Below are 20,476 nucleotides of genomic sequence, written 5' to 3' on the forward strand. Positions count from 1 at the left end.
ATCATTTTAGTTATCGGTTATCTGCAAGCAAGGCTTATCTATTAGTAAACTTGTAATTATTAAATTTTAGTTGTAGCGGGTATTTCTTTGCATACTATTTCGGAGCTGGCAACACAAAGCGGAATACCGCCGCCGGGATGCACGCTTCCTCCTACAAAGTATAAATTTTTTATGCTGCTAAGCAAATTAGGATGTCGTAAAAAAGCGGAGAACATCGAGTTGGATGCTGTTCCGTATAAAGCTCCGCCATAACTAAGAGTGTTTTTCTCTATTGTCAGTGGCGACCCGATGCGTTCAAACTCTATATATTCTTCAATATTGGTATTTAAAGCCTTATTTATTTTTGTTATAATATTCTTCCGTACATCACCTATCAACTCATCCCAGTTCTGGCCACAATCGGCAGGTACATTAATCATTACAAACCAATTTTCGGAACCTTGCGGAGCATCGGATGGTACAACCTTCGAACTTATAAATATATATACCGTAGGGTCGTCAATTATAGTTTTGCTTTTAAAGATATGTGTAAACTCATCTTTATACCGATTGCTAAAGAGAATATTATGCACATCGAGATTTCTAAATTCTTTTTTAATGCCCCAATAAAATATCATAGCCGACGATGAGGGTACGGCATTGTCCAACCGCTTTTTCAACGGATGATTCAGCATGTTATTAGCCAGATATTTAGCATCAACGTCCGATACAATTGTATCGTATGAATGTATCTGGTCGTTTACCCGAATACCTGTTGCTTTTTTATTTTCAACTACAATTTCAGTAACTAAATTATTGAATCTGAATTCTACGCCCTTCTTTATTGCCAGATCATAAAGGCTTTGCACTATGGCATACATTCCCATTTTGGGAAAGAAAGCTCCAATATTGTTTTCGAGATGGGCAATCATATTCAGCGTGGCAGGTGCCTTATACGGATCAGAACCATTATAGGTTGCATATCGGTCGAACAGTTGCACCAGCCTTTTGTCGTTAAACGATTTTTGATTTGCCTCGTGCATTGTTTTGGTAAAATTCAGCTTATGCAATTTGAATACTATATTCCTGAAAGGAGGTGTATTAAAATTCGAGAATTTATGAAAATCGTTAAATAGAAAAACGGGGGCACTTATTGTATATAATTCCTCCGATTCTACTAAACGTTTTTTTATATGTTCGTATTTTTCAATTGTTTTTGATTCAATCTCCTCCTTTAGTTTTTCTTTATCGTGGTAAAAGTTGAACTCCATACCATCAGGAAAGAAATACTTGCAATTATTCTCCAGTAGCTCATAGGGCAAATAATCTTTCAGGTTTTCACCGCTTTCAGCAAAAAGATCTTCCAGTAGATTGGGTAAGGTAAACAACGAGGGGCCTGTGTCGAAACGATAGCCATGCTCTTTTATTTCTGCCATCTTACCTCCGACAGTTGTATTTTTTTCGTATACCACTACCTTATGCCCTTTATTTGCCAAGCGGATAGCCGAAGCCAACCCTCCAATACCCGATCCTATGATTGCTATATTCATACCAAATGCCTTTCTATGTATTCATGATATCCCTCTATGATAATCTTAAACCAAGCAGTGTATCCATCGGGATTTCTTACTATATCTTCTCTGATATCATTCAGATACATATACTTAAAATCATTTACTTCATCCTTATTTATAGAGGGTAAATCATCGGTAAACCCAATAAAAACATGATCTATTTCATGTTCAGTCAATTCATTGTCAAAAGGAGCTTTATATTGAAATTTAAATAAGAACTTCAGTTCTGCATCCATTCCCATCTCCTCTTTGAGTCTCCTGTGAGCACCATCTTCGGGTGTCTCATCCTGATAAGGATGGCTGCAACAGGTATTCGTCCACTTGCCCGGCGTATGGTATTTTCCGATTGCACGTTGTTGCAGTAACAATTGTCTTTGCGAATTAAATATTAGTACCGAAAATGCACGATGCAACACCCCTTTTTGGTGTGCTTCAAGTTTCGACATATATCCAATCGTTTCGTCTTTTTCATTGACAAGAATTACCATGTTGTTAGTTTAATTTAGTCGTTATGTATGCTCTGCAAAGCAGAAATAATTTCTGATGATTAGGTACACTGATTCGTTTTTTCATTAATTCGTCAGGGTTTGTTTTTTCAATCATCTCTGTTAATTTGAGGTAATACAGATAAGCTGTATACACTCCTAGTTTCGATTCATTTGGCAATCTCTTTATACCTATCATCGCCTGTTCGTAATCTTTGTATATATCTTGTAATATTATATCTTTTGTCTTTTTATTCAACGGTTGATTTTTCAGTATCGGAAAATATGTTCTACACAATTCTTCGGTATCATGTTGTAAATCTCTCAGGAAATTTATTTTTTGAAAAGCTGCCCCCAATCGCATAGCATAAGGTTTTAATTCATCGTAATGCTCTTTATTGCCTTTTACAAACACTTTAAGGCACATCAATCCGACAACTTCTGCCGAACCGTAGATGTATTCGTTAATTTCTTGCTCATCAAATTTTTTCTTTTTCAAATCACTCCGCATACTTTTCAGAAAAGACTGTATCAGATCATCTTCTATCGAATAAGCCTTTACTGTTTGCTGAAACGAATTAAGTATCGGGTTTAAACTGATTCCATGCCTTAACGCCTCGTAGTAACACTTTTCGTAATTATCGAGTAAAAACTCCTTATCATGCTCATGAAAGGTATCTACTATTTCGTCGGCAAATCTTACAAATCCATATATGCTATATATAGCATCTCTTATGGACTCATCCAAACAACGGACTCCTATGGCAAAAGAAGTACTGTATTGCTTGGTTACCATTTTACTGGTCTCAAACGAGATCTGATTAAATAGTTTTTCCATAACCTGTTTTCTTTATATAAGAGTTTGCTAATTCTGAAACAATTTTACCGGAAATAATCGCCGGAGGTACCCCCGGACCGGGAACAGTCAACTGTCCTGTATAAAATAAGTTCTTTATTTTTCTATTTTGCATTTTAGGTTTTAAGAAAGCGGTTTGTGATAATATATTTGACAAACCGTAAGCATTTCCTTTGTAAGCATTATAATCACGCACAAAGTCGCTGGTTGTAAAGCTTTGATGAAAGATGATCGATTCTTTGACCGATTGATTAGTCAGCCTTTCGAGGCGTTCTATTATTTTATTAAAATAATGTAGTCTAATATCCTCCGAGTCTTTCAGACCGGGAGCGATAGGGATTAAAAAAATGGCTGCTTCTTTGCCTTCAGGAGCAACAGACGCATCTGTGATGCTTGGAAAGCTGGCATAGAATAACGGATTGTCGGGCCATGCAGCTTTGTCGTATATTTGCGAAGCATGTATCTCAAAATTGGAGTCGAAGAATAATGTGTGATGAGATACATTTTCCATTTTCTTATCAAGAGCCACATAATACATAAGGGCAGATGGAGCAAACACACGCTGCTTCCAATATTCTTGACTATAATTACGGTATTTGTTTTCGAGAAGTTTTTCGGTATGTTGGTAGTCGGCTCCCGATATGACTAAGTCTGCCGGATAAAATACCCCATTCACAGTAACTCCTATTGCTAAGTTATTCTCTATATTGATTTTTTCGACTGCACTATTCGTTTTTATGGTTACGCCATAGCTTTCAGCCAATTGCTTCATCGCTTTTACTAGCTCAAACATTCCTCCCTGTATGTGCCACGTACCCAATACCATATCGGCATGATTCATAAAACAATAAAAAGCAGGTGTTTTACTGGGTTTCGCTCCCAAAAAAAGTACGGGAAATTCTAAGAGTTGTCTGAGCTTATGGCTCTTCACTCCTTTTCTGATCTTGCTGCTGATACTTTGTAGGAATTGGAAAACACGCATAGCAGTAGCAGGCATAATCAACTCAAATATGCTTTTTCCGGGCTTATAAACAACTTTGTTGATGGCTACATCGTAATTGAAGTGAGCTTCTTTCAAATATTTTTGTAAAAATTCACTGCTGCCGGCTTCCTCCTTTTCAAATAGTTGGTATATTTTATTCAAATCTGCCGAAACAGATAGAGAGTCGTTTTCTCCAAAGTAAACTTCATAGCCGGGATCTAGTCTTATCAGCTTATAATAATCAGATGTTTTTTTATTAAAATCGGCGAAGAACGAATCGAATATATCGGGCATCCAATAGAATGTAGGCCCCATGTCGAAAGTAAAACCATCTGCTTTCAACTGTCTGGCTCTGCCTCCGATTATTTCATTTTTTTCTAAAACTGTAACATGATGCCCTTCTTTGCCTAAATAACAAGCGGCAGAAAGGCTTGAAAACCCAGAGCCAATGATTATAATTTTTTTCATACTTATGATTTACTCCGGATATTTATAGTGTTACACTGAACTGAAAATAGCACTGTAATTACAATTAGTCTGTTGTGTAGATCGTTTTTTAGTATCATGTATATAACAATAGAAGTTATTATTTGTTTTAGGTTTTTCTTAACTATTCACTTATTTATATTAACAATGCATCTATAGATTATTTCTGAAAGATACAAGCGTGAAATAAATTGCAAAAATTTTGGCTTAGTAATTCAGAGCCTCCATCAACAAAGCCGAACATCGTTTCTCTAAAAAATGGAGTTACACAAGCTGTTATCGATCTGTTTTAAATTTCGTCTAAACAGCGGCACCTCAAAATTACCTTTTAAGTTAAATACTGACGATAAATTTATTTAATAGTTTTATATTTGCCAGTAAGCCGATTTATATACTGTCTATGAAGAAATATTTGTTTTTGATATTTTTACTTTTACAATTCTGTGATATATACCCTGCCATCGAAAAGGATACCATTTCTCAACATTTAAACAAGCTATTGGATAATAAAGAGATGTATATGCAGGTAAAAGAGCAGAAAATATCAGAGATGAAAAAGATGCTCGAAACTCCCAATATTTCGGATGTACAGTGCTATGACATTAATGTACAACTATACGATCAGTACAAGACCTATATCTCGGATTCGGCTATACATTTTATTAAAGAAAACCTACAGATAGCATATAAACTGAATGATGCATCTTTAATTAACCAATCAAAACTAGCCTTAGCATCTCTATACACTATTGCAGGCATGTATATAGAATCTATGGATCTATTGAAAAGTATCGATCGGGAAAAGATACATGAAGGACTTCTTATTAACTATTACGATACATATAAACTACTATACAGTTCTTATTCCTCAAATAATTTATATACCAATATTTATTCAGAGAAGAGTAATCTCTACCGTGATTCACTTCTGAATGTGCTTGATACAACATCCAATCATTATAAGATTGTATATTCAGAAAAACTGCTGGATCATAATAAGTTAGAACAATCAAAACATATTTTGCAGAATCTCTTTAATAAATCAAAGTCGGAGGATCACGAAAGAGCTGTATTAGCCTATGCACTGGCCAATGTGTATAAAAAAGAAGGCAATCTCGAAAAGCAAAGACGGTATTATACAATTTCTGCTATTTGTGATATAAAAAATGCGATAAAAGAGAATGCTTCATTGCAAGCTTTAGCTATCGTTTTATATGAAACGGGAGATATCGAAAACGCTTACACATGTATCAAATCTTCGATGGAGGATGCTATGTTTTGTAATGCACGATTGAGGACTTTCGAAATATCCAAAATATTCCCGATTATAGATACTGCTTATCAGGAAAAAGTAGCCAAACAAAAAGAAGGGTTGCAGTTTTTTCTCATATTAGTCAGCATCTTATCTCTATTTCTGATTGCTTCGTTAATATATGTTTACTTACAGATGAAGCGAGTAGCCCGTATTAGAAAAGAGTTGTATCACACGAATGTAAAGCTGAACGAGTTAAATACTGATTTACAGAAAAACAATATCCAACTCAACAACCTGAACGTCGAATTGTCTGAAGCAAATCGAATTAAGGAAACTTATATAGGACATTTTCTCGACTTATGCTCTATGTATATTAGTAAACTCGAAAAATACCAGAATACGCTGAATAAAAAAGCGGTAGAGAAAAAACTGGATGAGCTTTACAAAATGTTAAAGTCTCATGATATGATCGATAATGAACTGAAAGAACTTTACGACAATTTCGACAATATATTTTTACATCTTTATCCAAACTTCGTAGAAGATTTCAACTCGTTGCTGCTCGAAGAGGAACGGTTTACTTTGAAACCAAACGAACTGTTGAATACCGAACTACGTATATTTGCCCTTATACGCCTCGGTATTGTAGACAGCTCCAAGATTGCATCATTTCTCCATTATTCAGCAAATACAATTTACAATTATCGCACAAGGGTAAGAAACAAAGCTGCTGTACCTCGTGACGAATTCGAATCCTTAGTAACTAAAATAGGAGGTAAATCTACTAAAAGCAGCTGATCTCAGGATATACTATCTACTTTTTTTGACCTCCAAATCCTATATATAATATTGAAATATAGCCACTTAGGTATAAATCCTATCTATATTCTTGCTATATCCTATTTTTCGTCCTTTATACTCTCCCTATTTTTGTGAATATTAGTTTAGAAGTCATTCCAATTGTTAACCTTCGAAACTATTATTTCATTCTAAACCTAATTTTAAAATAAATACCATGATGAATGTAAAACCTTTTACGTGCTTACATAAAATATGTATCATATTTATATGTATGCTGTCTAGCCTGAATATCCTGGCTCAGGATCAGAAAAAAGTGACAGGAGTGATAACCGACCTAAAGGGCGAACCTATTATAGGAGCTTCGGTAGTTGCAAAAGGTACTACAACAGCTACCATTAGCGATATTGATGGTACTTTTTCTCTGGATGTTAGCAACAATCCTGTACTCACAATTTCTTATATCGGCTACATAAGTCAGGAAGTGCCCACTTTAGGAAAGTCTGATTTAAAGATAATCCTAAAAGAAGATTCTAAAATTTTAGATGAAATTGTAGTTGTAGGTTATGGAGTAATGAGGAAAATTGACCTGACAGGATCCGTCTCTTCCATTTCTGCAAAAACAATAAAAGACAAACCCGTAGCCAATATTGGAGAAGCATTACAGGGACGAGCTTCGGGTGTACAGGTTATATCATCCGGAAAACCGGGCGATAACGTGTCTTTTCGTATACGGGGTATCAGTACCATCAACAACAGTGAGCCTTTATTGGTAATCGACAACGTTCCTACCGATATGCCGCTCAATGCCTTGAACATGGAAGATGTGGAGTCTGTTGATGTCTTAAAAGATGCCTCTGCAACAGCAATATACGGTTCACGTGGAGCAAATGGTGTTGTGATTGTTACTACGAAAAAAGGAAAATCGGGCGATGGCTCTATTTCTCTAAGTGCCAACTGGGGAATACAGGAAGCAACTAATATGCCCAAGATGCTTGATGCCAGTCAATTTGCATCACTTCACAACGAAATGATTAAAAATTATAACAATCCAAATTATGTGCAAAGACCCGATTTCGCCGATCCTACAGCTTTAGGGACGGGAACGAACTGGCTTGATGAACTTTTCCGTAAAGCTATTATGCAAAATTACACCCTTTCGTATTCGGGAGGTAACGAGAAAAGTAATTACTATGTATCGGGTGGTGTATTCGATCAGGAAGGTATTATTCTAAATACTTCTTACCGACGTTATACCTTTCAATTCAATAGTGAATCGAAGGTTCGTTCTTGGCTAAAGTTCGGGAACAATGTGACACTAAGCCATGATGTGAAGAAACAAGGCTCGTACAGTGTTCGCGATGCTATGGCTGCTTTACCCACTCAACCGGTATTTAACGAGGACGGATCGTTTTCAGGCCCGGGAGAACCAGCCTATCAATACGGAGATATAAGAAATCCGATAGGTAGTGCCACATTAAACAAAGAGCAAACAAAAGGCTACAATGTATTGGCCAATGCTTTTGCCGAAATAAAAATAAAGGACAACCTTACTTTCAAAACCTTGGGAGGTATTGACTTCAAATTCTGGGATAAACGTAATTTCTATCCTAAGTACAATTGGAAACCAATTCCTCAACCGCAGTCAACTCTTTATGAGGAGTCTAATAAGAGTATGACTTATCTTTGGGATAACACCTTAACCTACATGGAAACATTCAACGAAAAACATCACTTGAATGTAATGATCGGTTCCAGTGCTCAAAATAATGTGTATAACAATATGAGCGCAAGTATTCAGAATTTCTTGACAGATAACAACAATCAATTGAATAATGGATTGACCGACCCTACTGTAGGAGGTACTAAAAACGATTGGGCAATATTGTCGTTCATAGGTCGTGCCAACTATAATTATGCAGATAAATATTTATTGACTGCTACTATCCGTCGTGATGGTTCATCACGTTTTTCGAGCGAAAATCGTTGGGGAACATTCCCTTCGTTCTCGGCAGCTTGGCGATTATCCGAAGAATCGTTTTATAACAAAAATAAATGGGTGAGTGATATCAAAGTGAGGGCAGGATATGGTGAAACTGGTAACCAAGCCGGTATAGACAATTATGCCTACTTTACACGCTTGAAAACAGGACAATATGTATTTAACGGAACACCTGTTTCTACGCTATATCCTAAAGTGATGCCCAATCCCAATGTGAGATGGGAAACAGTAAAACAGCTGAATGCGGGAGTGGATTTATCGTTATTGAATCAACGCATTAATGTTGTTATAGATGCTTATCTTAAAAATACATCCGATATGCTGGTGCCAATGTCTGTGCCTATTACGACAGGATATTCGGATATAGACGTACCAAGTATAAATGCCGGAAAGGTAAGAAACAAAGGTGTAGAGCTTACAGTCTCTTCTTTCAACCTGAGAGGTGCTTTCGAATGGAATACCGACTTCAATATATCTTATAATAAAAATGAAGTCATCAGCATGAATGATGGAGTTCCTTTATTTGTAGGAGACGATATTAACATGACTAAAGTGAGAGTAAACACCGAAGGCCATCCTATCGGCTCATTCTATGGTTACGTAACCAATGGTATCTTTCAGAATCAGCAGGAAGTTGACAGATATGCTATTCAAGTGCCGGGAGGAACAGCACCGGGTGATATCCGCTTCAGGGATTTAGACAATAATGGGGTAATAAACGCCGATGATCGTACTTATATCGGTAATCCTTCGCCAGAATGGACATTCTCGATGAATAATACTTTTGCTTATAAAGAATTCGATTTGCAGATTTTCTTGCAAGGTGTTGCCGGTAACGATATATACAACGCAAACAGAATATGGCAGGAAAGTATGTCTATTCCACAAAATCAAACAACTAAGGTATTAGACAGATGGACGGGTGAAGGTACCAGCAACAGTGTGCCACGTGCTATATATAGTGACCCCAATCAAAATGTGCGTCATTCGAATCGGTTTATAGAAGATGGTTCATATCTGAGAGTGAAGAATCTAACTTTGGGTTATACACTGCCTAAATCAATTTCTCAAAAAGCTTACCTCAGCATGGCTCGCTTTTATATCTCCTGTCAAAACTTACTTACCCTTACCAAATATTCGGGATTCGATCCGGAAGTAAATGTAAGTGGTGTCGATTTAAGTACATATCCTGTTACTCGTACATTGAGTATGGGAGTTAATGTTAAATTCTAATTCAAAAAAACGTTGATTATGAAAAAGATACTATATATAGGCTTGTTAGCTATTTCGACTCTATTCGTTTCGTGTTCTGATTTTTTGGACAAAGAGTCGTTCGAAGATCCAAGTGCAGAAGCTATAAATGACGAAGCGTCTGCCATTGCTTTAGTGAATGGAGCTTACCAGCCTCTACAGCGTCCTAAACTCTATAATATGAGAATCTGGTCACTTGATATAGTTGCCGGAAATAGTGAAGTTGGTGCCGGAGGAGGAACCGATGGTATAGAAACTATTACTCTTGCCAATTTTGTGACAACAACAGACAATGCTGCCGCACTCGATATATGGAGAGGACCCAATCCCGGTATTCTTTATTGCAATACGGTTCTCGAAAATATTCCAAAAACAAATATCAGCGAATCATTAAAAAACAGGTGTATTGGTGAAGCTAAATTCCTTCGTGCACACTATTTCTTCATACTAGTACGACTGTTTGGCGATGTGCCGATGGCAGTAACCACACTAAAACCCGGCGATGATTTATTCCCGTCACGCACCAATAAAATGACCATCTATAATGATGTTATTATCCCCGATCTGAAAGAAGCCATCAATTTATTGCCTGTAAGAGAAGAATATAAAGGCAGTGACATTGGCCGTGCATCCAAAGGAGCGGCAGCCGGAATGTTAGCCAAAGTATATCTGACATTGGGCATGTATAAGGAATGTTTAGACATGTGTAATCTTGTCGAAAGTTTAGGATATAGCCTTAATCCCGATTACAGCGATTGCTTTGGTGGTGAACTGAGAAATAAAAATACAGCAGAATCATTATTTGAGGTTCAATATTATGGATTGACCAAAGCCGGTTTTTGGGACGATGATAATCAGGCTTCTTGGTTAAGTACTTATATGGGACCACGTAATACCGGCTGGGTAGGCGGAGCCTATGGCTGGAACCAACCGACAGAAGAATTTGTGAGCCAATATGAAGAAAACGATTTGCGGAAAGATAAAACCATTTTATATGAAGGAGGTCCTGCATTCGATGGAAAACAGTATAAGAAATCAATGTCTAACACTGGCTACAATGTCCGCAAGTTTTTAGTACCTCTATCTGTGTCTCCCGATTATAATACAAACTCAGCCAGCGTAATAGTATTACGTTATGCAGATGTATTATTGATGAAAGCGGAAGCTTTGAATGAACTTGGAAGAACGAAGGATGCAGAAGAGCCACTATATCAGGTGCGGAAAAGAGCAGGATTGACAAAACGTACAGATGTGGAAGGTTTAAACCAAGATCAGATGCGTGAGAAAATCATCAAGGAGCGCCGCATAGAGTTGGCATTCGAAGGACATCGTTGGTTCGATATGATTCGTATTGACAATGGGCAATATGCCTTGAATTTCTTACACTCTATCGGTAAAGTTAATGCGACAAGCAAACATTTGCTGCTACCTATTCCTCAAAAAGAAAGGGATGCTAATCCGAACTTGTCTCAAAATGCAGGTTATTAATCAAAAAAACGAACCTATTATGAAATCATATAAAATATTAAGTTTATTGAGTCTGTTTCTCCTATTCTTTCTTTCGTGTACCGATGAGGATAGTATAGAGTATAACAAAGGGAATCAGCCATTAGAAGTAAAGGCTTCGAGTGAAAACATTGAGTTGAATGCTGCAAATCCCGAAACGAATGCCCTAACCATTTCATGGACATCGGGTTCGAATCAGGGGACTAACAGTGCTATTTCTTACACATTCCAAATGGATGTGCAGGGTAATAATTTCGATAAGGGACTTACACTCGATTTGGGGCAGAATATATATCAAAAGGAGTATAAAAATGAAGAACTGAATGATTTACTCATATCATGGGGAATAGCACCAGAATCAGAAGTTTTGTTAGATGTACGTGTAAAAGCTACCATAGCATCCGATGCCGTTGAGCCGGCTTTATCGAACATTCAAACCATCAAGATAAAAACACATAAGCCTATAACTAAAACTCTTTATTTGATAGGCGATGCTACTCCAAATGGATGGAATGCCGATAATGCAACTGAGTTATCTGCAATAAGGAATACTCCGAAAGGTTTTACATGGACAGGAAGATTAAATCCGGGGAAGTTTAAATTCATAACAACTCTTGGCAAATTTGCACCCTCCTATAATAAAGGGGATGATAACACCAAACTGTATTTACGTGAGAATGGAGACGATCCGTATGACAAACAATTTGAGATTACCGAAGGTGGAAATTATAAAATAACACTCAACCTTATATCGTTGGCTATTCATATAGAAAAAACTGCAGGCTCCGAGTTTACTGAATTATGGTTTGTAGGAAATGCAACAGGATGGAACTTTAAATCGATGACCGTAGATCCATTAGATCCATTTGTATTTCATTACAACGAAAATCTTTCAGAAGGAGGCGAATTTAAGATAGGAACAGTTGCCGGAAGTTGGGATGCTGTTTTCTTCCGCCCGGAAACCAACGGGGCAGGAATCGAAGCTACTAAGGCTGTTAAATGGGCAGGAGATCCAGATAATAAATGGAATATTCCCGGAGGAGTTTATAAAATAGCATTGAATACCCGCGAAATGAAGATCAATATTGTTCCGTTTACTCCTTATGCAATGATTTATCTGGTAGGAGACGCTTCGGCTAATGGATGGGATATAGGTAATGCTACTGCTATGAGTGCAGGGGATACTCCTTATGAATTCAAATGGTCAGGTTCGTTAAATACGGGAGAGTTGAAGTTTACCTGCGATAAACAAAGCGATTGGAACGGAGCTTGGTTTACAGCTGTTCAGGCAGATATGCCGGCAAACGGGCAAGTGCAACAAACGGTATTTACTGCTCAAGGTGCCGGACTCGATTATAAATGGAAAATAACAGAAGCCGGTAGTTATACAATTGAACTGGATCAGTTGAAAGAGACTGTGATGATCAAGAAAAATTAATTAGTAAAAAAACAGTGATGCCATACTCAGGTATCACTGTAAAATATAAATAGCATGAAGAATATATATAACTTTTTAGTAGTAGCCTTATGCAGCTTATTTGTCGTGTCGTGCGATGATTACTACGATACCAAGAACGATCCTATAACCTACGGCGAGACCTATTTAAGTATCAACCTGAATACAGATAAAGCTGTTTATAAACCGGGTGAAACAGTTCATTTCTCAATGAAAGATAATCCCGGAAATAACCTGAAAGTGCGATACTCCTATCTGGGTGCAGTACTCAAAGAAGAAAGCTTGTCAGGTAAATCATGGACATGGGTAACACCATCCGAAGATTTCAAAGGTTATCTGGTAGATATATACGAATCGAAAGAAGGAAAAGAAATTATACACCAAAGTATCAGTGTCGATGTCTCTTCGGACTGGAAAAAATTTCCTCGATATGGCTTCCTTTCGGGATATGGAAAATTGACAGATAATCAAATAGAGAAAAATATCGAAGTCTTAAACCGCTATCGTATCAATGGCATACAATTTTACGATTGGATGAACGATCATCAACGACCATTGGCAGGAACAGTCGAAAATCCGGCTGCTTCGTGGAACGATCTGATAGGACGTACCAATTACCTTTCTACAGTAAAAGGATATATCAGTGCCGCTCATGATAGAGGAATGAAAGCAACATTTTACAATCTGGCTTTCGGAGCGTTAAATAATGCGGCAGCAGATGGAGTAAAAGAAGAATGGTATCTTTTCAAAGATGCGGATCATAAAGAAAAAGACAATCACCATCTTGATGCTCCTTTTCGTAGTAGTATTTATCTTACCAACCCTGCCAATACCGAGTGGCAAAACTATTTGATACAACGAAATAAAGATGTGTACAGTGTATTTGATTTTGATGGTTATCATATCGATCAATTGGGCGACAGAGGTACTGTTTATGATTACAACGGCAATGTGGTGAAACTTTCGAACACTTATAAATCGTTTATTACGGCCATGAAACAGGCTAACCCTACAAAAAGTCTGGTAATGAATGCTGTTAATCAATACGGACAAGAAGAAAGTATTGCCAAATCGGATGTTGATTTTTTGTATACAGAAGTTTGGGATCCAAACAAATCGTTTGATCAACTGGTTCAGATCATACAGGATAATGATGCGTACAGTAATAATACGAAACGTACTGTTTTGGCAGCTTACATGAATTATGACAAGTCAAATAGTGCCGGCTTTGTAAATGCTCCGGGGGTGTTATTGGCTAATGCTGTGATTTTTTCATTCGGTGCTTCTCATCTCGAATTAGGAGAGCATTATCTGGCAAACGAGTATTTTCCGAACTCCAACTTACAAATGAAAACTGAGCTGAAAAATTCGATATTAACTTACTATGACTTCCTGGTTGCTTATCAGAATATCTTGCGTGACGGTGGTACTTTCACCTCTTACAATCTGCAATGCACCAATTCTAAGATGATATTAAACAACTGGCCTGCACAACAAGGCAATGTAGCTGTGGTTGGCAAACGGTTTAGTGATAAAGATGTACTGCACCTTATCAACTTTACCAACGCCAATACTATGGAATGGAGAGATAAAAACGGAACTCAGGCAGAACCTTCTATCATCGCTGATACTGAGTTGAAACTGCTTGCAGCAAAGCCTGTCAAGAATATTTGGGTTGCATCACCTGACACTCAGAAAGGAGTTGCACGGAAAGTAACGTTTAATCAAACGGGAAATGAGGTTGTATTTAACTTACCATCCCTGAAATATTGGGATATGATTGTTGTAGAATACCAATAAAAACGAAATAAATGAATAAAATCAAATATATATTATTGCTAGCCCTGCTAATTCCATTTAGTCTTTTAGCTTCTGCCGATAAGAATGTACAAGAATGCGTTTCTTATACAAAGAATGGCAATCAGATACTATTTAATACTAAAGACGGGGCCAAATTATCACTTACCATAAACAGCGGTTCAGTTATAAAAATATGGTTCGATCCAACAGGAAAGCTCATACGTAAAAACGAATCATTTGCGGTTGTGAACGAAAACCTCGAAGAGGTAGGCGAAATAAATGTAGACGAGCAAGCAGCTTGTTACGAAATATATACATCGAAGTTACGCATCAGGTTGAATAAAAATCCAATGCAACTTCAAATCTTCGATAAATGGCAAAAACTTATTTTTAGCGATTTCAAAGAGATGGGACATGTGTCTGACTCCACATCGAAGAAAGCTTATAAAGTATTGAGAAAAGATGAACAATTCTTTGGACTGGGAGAAAAAACAGGACCTCTGAATCGTCGTGGTCGCGAGTATAAAATGTGGAATAGCGACAAACCTTGCTACAGTACATCAGAAGACCCACTTTATAAAAGCATCCCTTTCTTTATGAGTAGCTATCGTTATGGTATCTTCTTGGATAATACATATAAAACAGAGTTTAAATTTGGAACAGAATCGGATGAATACTATTCGTTTGAAGCACCCGATGGCGAGTTTATATATTATTTTATTTTCGGGAAAGACTATAAAGAAATTCAGGAACAATACATATTATTGACAGGAAAACCGATTATGCCTCCCAAATGGGCATTGGGATTTTCGCAATGTCGCGGGCTTTATACCAAAGAAGTACAAGCATTAGAGATAGCTGCAGAATTTCGTAAACGCCAGATACCGTGTGATATTATCTATCAAGATATTGGTTGGACTCAAGGACTTCAGGATTTTAACTGGCGAAAAGGAAATTACACGAATCCTAAAGCTATGCTCGAAACATTGAATAAACAAGGTTTTAAAATGATTTTATCGCAAGACCCTGTTGTTTCGCAAGCCACAAAAGAACAATGGGAGGAAGCTGATAAATTGGGTTATTTTGTAAAAGATATACGCACAGGAAAATCGTATGATATGCCTTGGCCTTGGGGAGGTAATTGTGGTGTAGTTGATTTCACACTACCCGAAGTTGCCGACTGGTGGGGACAACTCCAACAAAAACCATTAGATGATGGAGCCAGAGGTTTCTGGACTGACATGGGAGAGCCTGCATGGAGTAACGAAGAAGACCTTGACCGCCTAAATATGAAACATCACTTAGGTATGCACGCCGAAATACATAATGTATACGGATTGGCATGGGATAAGGTGGTAAAAGAACAATTTGAAAAACGCAATCCAAATAAGCGGGTATTTCAGATGACTCGTGCAGCTTATGCCGGACTTCAACGCTATACATTCGGTTGGACCGGCGACAGTGGCAATGGTAATGACGTACTCGAAGGATGGGGGCAAATGGCGAATCAAGTGGCTATGGGTATTTCTGCCGGTTTAGGGGGGATTCCTTTCTGGACTACCGATATATCAGGATACTGTGGTGACATAACCGATTATCCGGCTATGGCCGAGTTGTATACCCGATGGATGCAGTTCGGAGTATTTAATCCGTTGAGTCGTGCCCATCACGAAGGTGATAATGCGGCGGAACCTTGGATGTTTGGCGAAGTGGCCGAACAAAACAGTAAAGCTGCTATTGAACTGAAATATCAACTATTCCCTTATCTCTATACCTATGCCCGTAAGGCACACGATACAGGATTACCAATTACAAGGGGCTTGTTTATGGAGTATCCTAATGATGAGGAAGCAACTAAAATAAACGATCAGTTTCTTTTCGGAGAAGAATTATTAGTAGCTCCTGTATTGAAAAAAGGAGAGCGTGTGAAGCGTGTCTATTTACCCGAGGGAGAGTGGATCGATTTTAATGATAAACAAACCGTTTATCTTGGAGGGCAAACCATAGCATATAAAGCTCCGTTGAATGTGATCCCTATTTTCGTAAAGAAAGGATCTATTATCCCTCAAATGCCAATCATGCAATATATTCATGAGAAAAAAGATTATCCTTTGTTTGTCGATATTTTCCCTAATTACACAGGCGAAAGTACCGGTTTCGAATTGTATGAGGACGAAGGTGAAAATCTGGATTATCTGAAAGATATCTTTTCGAAAACCAGATTTACCTGTTCTACTCTGGATGATGGATATTCAACTGAAATTGTATCTACAGATAATGGCTTCAAACAATCGGATAAAAGAAACATCATTTTAAAGTATCATCTCGAAGCTAAGCCTAAGAGTATATTTGTAAACGACAAAGCCGTTAAGAATGTAAAAGCCGATCACATTCTGAAAAATACAGATATCGACTTTAAATCTACCCAATGGGCTTGGGATGAGGTAAGCAAAGAATGTTGGGTGAAAATTCCCGATGAAAGAGGAACCGTGAGAATATCCGTAAATCAAAACTAAATCATAAAAAAATAATGAAGAAACTATTTTTACTGTTGTGTATTTCTGTCATAACAAATTACATGGTGGCACAAGAATTAAAATCGCCCGATGGAAATTTGTCCATGATCTTCTCGGCTCAGGAAGGTGGAATACCAACATATAAGCTTACCTACAAAGGTAAGGATGTTATCAAACCCAGCAGATTGGGGCTCGAGCTGAAAGATGAAAATCCGACAGCTGAATTTGGAACAGAAATGGGAATGAAAGGGAAAAGTAATAATCCGAAGACTTCTCTATATGATAAATTCAGCGTAACAGATACTCAAACATCAACTTTTGATGAAACATGGAAACCTGTTTGGGGTGAAGTAAACGAGATCCGCAATCATTACAATGAATTGGCTGTTACTCTAAATCAGTCGGGAACCAATCGTCAGATTGTTATACGTTTTCGTCTCTTTAACGATGGTCTTGGCTTTCGTTACGAATTTCCACAGCAAGCTGATCTGAACTATTTCGTTATTAAAGAAGAAAAATCGCAGTTTGCTATGCCGGGCGATATTAAAGCATACTGGATACCCGGCGATTATGATACACAAGAGTATGATTATGTTATTTCTAATCTGTCGGAAATAAAAGGATTGTTTAAAAATGCTGTTACCGATAATGCTTCGCAGAAACAATTTTCGGAAACAGGTGTTCAAACCCCTTTAATGCTAAAATCGAACGATGGCATTTACATCAATATCCACGAGGCTGCACTGGTTGACTATTCGGCTTTGTCTTTGAATATGGATGAAAACAATTTCATATTCGAATCGTGGTTAACTCCTGATGCAAGAGGCGACAAAGGCTATATGCAAACACCCTGTCATTCGCCTTGGCGAACAATTGTGGTAAGTGACGATGCACGTGATATTCTGGCTTCGAAATTGATTTTGAATCTGAACGAACCTTCTAAAATTGAAGATACATCATGGATTAAACCTGTAAAATATATGGGTGTATGGTGGGAGATGATTACAGGCAAAAGCTCGTGGGCATATGCCGATTTACCCAGTGTACAACTAGGTGTTACCGATTATTCGAAAACCAAACCAAATGGTAAACATGGAGCGAATAATGAGAACGTGAAAAAGTATATCGATTTTGCTTCGAAGCATGGTTTCGATCAGGTGTTGGTAGAAGGTTGGAATATAGGATGGGAAGATTGGTTCGGCAAAACCAAAGATTATGTTTTTGATTTTGTTACTCCCTATCCTGACTTTGATGTTGCCATGTTGCGAGATTATGCAAAAAGTAAAAATGTAAAATTACAGATGCACCACGAAACATCGGGTTCCGTTCGTAATTACGAACGTCATCTCGATCAGGCTTATCAATTTATGGTTGATAACAACTACAACTCTGTAAAGAGTGGTTATGTAGGTGACATGATACCTCGTGGCGAACATCATTACGGACAATGGCTTAACAACCATTATTTATACGCAATAAAAAAGGCTGCCGACTATAAAATAATGGTTAATGCTCACGAAGCTGTTCATCCTACCGGATTGCACCGCACTTATCCGAATCTGTTGGCACAGGAATCTGCCAGAGGGACAGAATATCAGGCATTCGGTGGAAGTAAGGCGTGTCATACTACAATATTGCCTTTCACCCGTTTAATGGGAGGTCCTATGGATTATACACCGGGCATTTTTGAAATGGATATCAATACAATTAATCCGGATAATCATTCGCATGTAAATGCTACATTGGCAAATCAACTGGCACTTTATGTAACGATGTACAGCCCCTTGCAAATGGCTGCCGATTTTCCTGAACATTACGAGCGTTTTATGGATGCTTTTCAGTTTATAAAAGATGTAGCTATAGATTGGGACAACAGTAAATACCTCGAAGCGGAGCCGGGCGAATATATTACGGTGGCTCGTAAAGCAAAAGGGACAAACAATTGGTTTGTAGGTAATGTTGCAGGAGAGAAGGGGCATACTTCGAATATTACTTTCGATTTCTTAGATCCTGACAAAACTTATATTGCAACTATATATGCTGATGCAAAAGATGCACACTATAAAACGAATCCACAGGCTTATACTATTCGTAAAGCGGTTGTAACCAATAAGTCTAAATTGACCCAACCGTCAGCTCCGGGTGGAGGTTATGCTATCAGCATCTTCGAAGTGACTGATAAGGCTCAAACCAAAGGCTTGAAGAAACTTTAATATATAAGTTGATTTCACAAGATAATTACCTGAAATATTGATAAATAAAAAAAGAGGATCTATTAAAACAGATCCTCTTTTACTTTAGAGATTAAACAGAGCTATCTCTGCTTTTCTTCTCTCTGATTACCTCTTTTACCATACGGTGAAACTGCCTTTCGCGTTCTCTCCTCTCGTATGTGGTTTCATTAAAATGCATGGCTTCCCGCTTTAGTTTCAGATACGAATTGTATGTACCTATATCCAGATCACCCGAAGCAATTGCATTCAGCACTGCACAACCGGGTTCGCTCGTATGCGTACAATCATGAAACTTACATTTCCCCATTAACTGATCTATATCGAGCGTTTCGGCAATCGTATCATCCGAATCTACAGCGAGTCCAAACTCACGTACACCGGGAGTATCCAACAAAATACCTCCCGATTCGAGTAAGAAAATCTCACGTCTGGTAGATGTATGTTTACCCTTACCCGTCGATGTGCTGATAGCTGAAGTTTCAAGTAGCTGATCTTCACACAACCTATTTATCAACGAACTTTTGCCAACACCCGATGAACCGATAAAAATAAAAGTCTCAGCAGGATCGATGATTTTTCGTAAACAGTCAATACTCTCTTTATCATAAATACTGGTAACAAAGACTTCCGTCTTTTCTCCTATCTTGCCAAGCGATTGTTTCAGTTTATCAATATCAATACCCAAATCCGCTTTAGTCAGAATAAGGATAGGAACGATACCCGAATCGATTACCTGTATTAAGAACCTTTCCGTTCTTCGGACATTAAAATTAGCATCGCAGCTTTGTACGATAAACGCTTTGTCTATATTGGCCGCAAAATGCTGAATAGTTGTCTTTGTCCCACTTCTTTTGCGGGATAAAGCATTCGTTCGAGGTAAAATATCAATAATAATCCCCAACTCACCAAAACGCTGAAAGACCACCCAGTCACCTGTAATCGGATATTCATGCGGTTCTTTTGTATAAAGGATATTTCCTGTCAGTTCGCAGGATAATATACCTTCGGAAGTTGCTACATCGTATCGTGTTTTATGTGTCGAAACGATTCTACCGTGTTCGAGTTCATTATATGATAGATCGTTTTTTAGTTGTTGCCATTGGTTGTTCCAACCATAAGAGCATAGATTTGCCATTGTCAAATATCTATTTGATTTAAAAATATAGAAATTAAAAAATAAATAATGGTTCGGAAAAGCTGTATAGTGTAGTGCTAATAGTATCTAATCCCGGATAGAACTATCCAAGACCAATTACCTGTATGTAAATAAAATTACAAGCTTTTCCTTATCAGGCA

12 protein-coding genes are annotated in these 20,476 nt (G+C 37.7%); 7 read left to right on the plus strand and 5 right to left on the minus strand.

Translation table 11 applies throughout. The features are described 5' to 3' along the window. Positions 1-59 precede the first annotated feature (59 nt). From crtD to G7050_RS08305, 4 genes are read right to left on the minus strand one after another with little or no spacing between them, the layout of a single operon-like run. On the minus strand, positions 60-1,529 hold the full coding sequence (gene crtD / locus G7050_RS08290) for a 1-hydroxycarotenoid 3,4-desaturase CrtD (protein WP_166113811.1): 1,470 nt from the start codon (positions 1,527-1,529) through the stop codon (positions 60-62). Beyond that, positions 1,526-2,041, minus strand: coding sequence for an isopentenyl-diphosphate Delta-isomerase (idi, locus tag G7050_RS08295; RefSeq protein WP_166113815.1), 516 nt, complete (start codon positions 2,039-2,041; stop codon positions 1,526-1,528). The genes crtD and idi overlap by 4 nt, the downstream gene beginning before the upstream one ends. Positions 2,042-2,045: 4 nt before the next feature. Then, positions 2,046-2,876 (minus strand): phytoene/squalene synthase family protein, encoded by an 831-nt coding sequence (locus tag G7050_RS08300; RefSeq protein WP_166113818.1) that lies wholly within the window; start codon positions 2,874-2,876, stop codon positions 2,046-2,048. Beyond that, on the minus strand, positions 2,860-4,344 hold the full coding sequence (locus G7050_RS08305; protein ID WP_166113821.1) for an NAD(P)/FAD-dependent oxidoreductase: 1,485 nt from the start codon (positions 4,342-4,344) through the stop codon (positions 2,860-2,862). Before G7050_RS08305 ends, G7050_RS08300 begins: the two co-directional genes overlap by 17 nt. 418 nt (positions 4,345-4,762) lie before the next feature. Here G7050_RS08305 and G7050_RS08310 point away from each other — a divergent pair, with 418 nt between their 5' ends. The 7 genes from G7050_RS08310 (at position 4,763) to G7050_RS08340 (ending at position 19,159) form a co-directional block, all read left to right on the plus strand. Then, complete coding sequence (locus G7050_RS08310) at positions 4,763-6,415, plus strand: DUF6377 domain-containing protein (RefSeq protein WP_166113824.1); 1,653 nt, start codon at positions 4,763-4,765, stop codon at positions 6,413-6,415. A 217-nt stretch (positions 6,416-6,632) separates the two neighbouring features. Then, positions 6,633-9,650, plus strand: a complete 3,018-nt coding sequence (locus tag G7050_RS08315) for a TonB-dependent receptor (RefSeq protein ID WP_166113827.1) — start codon at positions 6,633-6,635, stop codon at positions 9,648-9,650. An 18-nt stretch (positions 9,651-9,668) separates the two neighbouring features. Further along, on the plus strand, positions 9,669-11,156 hold the full coding sequence (locus tag G7050_RS08320; protein WP_166113830.1) for a RagB/SusD family nutrient uptake outer membrane protein: 1,488 nt from the start codon (positions 9,669-9,671) through the stop codon (positions 11,154-11,156). Positions 11,157-11,175: 19 nt separating this feature from the next. Continuing rightward, positions 11,176-12,612, plus strand: a complete 1,437-nt coding sequence (locus G7050_RS08325) for a SusF/SusE family outer membrane protein (RefSeq protein ID WP_166113833.1) — start codon at positions 11,176-11,178, stop codon at positions 12,610-12,612. A 54-nt stretch (positions 12,613-12,666) separates the two neighbouring features. Next, positions 12,667-14,430: a glycoside hydrolase family 66 protein gene (locus G7050_RS08330; protein ID WP_166113836.1), complete on the plus strand. Its 1,764-nt coding sequence runs from the start codon at positions 12,667-12,669 to the stop codon at positions 14,428-14,430. Between the two features lie 11 nt (positions 14,431-14,441). Next, positions 14,442-16,946 (plus strand): glycoside hydrolase family 31 protein, encoded by a 2,505-nt coding sequence (locus G7050_RS08335; protein ID WP_166113839.1) that lies wholly within the window; start codon positions 14,442-14,444, stop codon positions 16,944-16,946. 14 nt (positions 16,947-16,960) lie between these two features. Then, positions 16,961-19,159, plus strand: a complete 2,199-nt coding sequence (locus G7050_RS08340) for a glycoside hydrolase family 97 protein (RefSeq protein ID WP_166113842.1) — start codon at positions 16,961-16,963, stop codon at positions 19,157-19,159. A gap of 91 nt (positions 19,160-19,250) precedes the next feature. Here G7050_RS08340 and rsgA read toward each other — a convergent pair whose 3' ends face one another. Next, positions 19,251-20,315 (minus strand): ribosome small subunit-dependent GTPase A, encoded by a 1,065-nt coding sequence (rsgA, locus tag G7050_RS08345; protein WP_166113845.1) that lies wholly within the window; start codon positions 20,313-20,315, stop codon positions 19,251-19,253. Positions 20,316-20,476: the final 161 nt, after the last annotated feature.

This window comes from Dysgonomonas sp. HDW5A (assembly GCF_011299555.1).
Classification (GTDB): domain Bacteria; phylum Bacteroidota; class Bacteroidia; order Bacteroidales; family Dysgonomonadaceae; genus Dysgonomonas_A.

What these genes read in the sequence shown, in the direction of transcription:
- G7050_RS08300 (WP_166113818.1), bottom strand. Translation starts at nt 2,876, where the DNA reads ATGGAAAAACTATTTAATCAGATCTCGTTTGAGACCAGTAAAATGGTA.
- G7050_RS08330 (WP_166113836.1), top strand. Translation starts at nt 12,667, where the DNA reads ATGAAGAATATATATAACTTTTTAGTAGTAGCCTTATGCAGCTTATTT.
- G7050_RS08340 (WP_166113842.1), top strand. Translation starts at nt 16,961, where the DNA reads ATGAAGAAACTATTTTTACTGTTGTGTATTTCTGTCATAACAAATTAC.
- G7050_RS08325 (WP_166113833.1), top strand. Translation starts at nt 11,176, where the DNA reads ATGAAATCATATAAAATATTAAGTTTATTGAGTCTGTTTCTCCTATTC.
- G7050_RS08315 (WP_166113827.1), top strand. Translation starts at nt 6,633, where the DNA reads ATGATGAATGTAAAACCTTTTACGTGCTTACATAAAATATGTATCATA.
- rsgA (WP_166113845.1), bottom strand. Translation starts at nt 20,315, where the DNA reads ATGGCAAATCTATGCTCTTATGGTTGGAACAACCAATGGCAACAACTA.
- idi (WP_166113815.1), bottom strand. Translation starts at nt 2,041, where the DNA reads ATGGTAATTCTTGTCAATGAAAAAGACGAAACGATTGGATATATGTCG.
- crtD (WP_166113811.1), bottom strand. Translation starts at nt 1,529, where the DNA reads ATGAATATAGCAATCATAGGATCGGGTATTGGAGGGTTGGCTTCGGCT.
- G7050_RS08335 (WP_166113839.1), top strand. Translation starts at nt 14,442, where the DNA reads ATGAATAAAATCAAATATATATTATTGCTAGCCCTGCTAATTCCATTT.
- G7050_RS08305 (WP_166113821.1), bottom strand. Translation starts at nt 4,344, where the DNA reads ATGAAAAAAATTATAATCATTGGCTCTGGGTTTTCAAGCCTTTCTGCC.
- G7050_RS08310 (WP_166113824.1), top strand. Translation starts at nt 4,763, where the DNA reads ATGAAGAAATATTTGTTTTTGATATTTTTACTTTTACAATTCTGTGAT.
- G7050_RS08320 (WP_166113830.1), top strand. Translation starts at nt 9,669, where the DNA reads ATGAAAAAGATACTATATATAGGCTTGTTAGCTATTTCGACTCTATTC.